The sequence below is a fragment of the Polynucleobacter sp. AM-25C3 genome (assembly GCF_018882335.1).
Taxonomy (GTDB): domain Bacteria; phylum Pseudomonadota; class Gammaproteobacteria; order Burkholderiales; family Burkholderiaceae; genus Polynucleobacter.
This window is the reverse complement of record NZ_JACVOS010000051.1, coordinates 1-225: the sequence shown is the minus strand read 5'-3', so window position 1 is coordinate 225 and position 225 is coordinate 1. Positions and strand designations below refer to the sequence as shown.

1 protein-coding gene is annotated in these 225 nt (G+C 51.1%); it reads right to left on the bottom strand.

Going from position 1 to position 225, the window contains the following annotated elements:
* Positions 1-225, bottom strand: a 225-nt coding sequence (locus tag ICN12_RS10815) for an AIDA repeat-containing protein (protein ID WP_216272513.1), incomplete at both ends; no start/stop codon positions are given.

Sequence of the window (225 nt, the reverse complement as noted above, 5' to 3'; positions counted from 1 at the left end):
TAATCTGAGTACCGCCATCATTTACCGTAAGACCACTCACAATAGCGCCGCTCAGGAAGGTCTGGCTACCGCCACTGCTTAGCGTAGTAGCGCTCACACTAGCACCACCATAAACAGCTTGATTACCGCCAGAACTGATGGTCGCACTAATCGCACTACCACCGCTACTAACAGCTTGAGTACCGCCATCATTTACCGTAGTAGCACTTGCAATACCGCCACTAC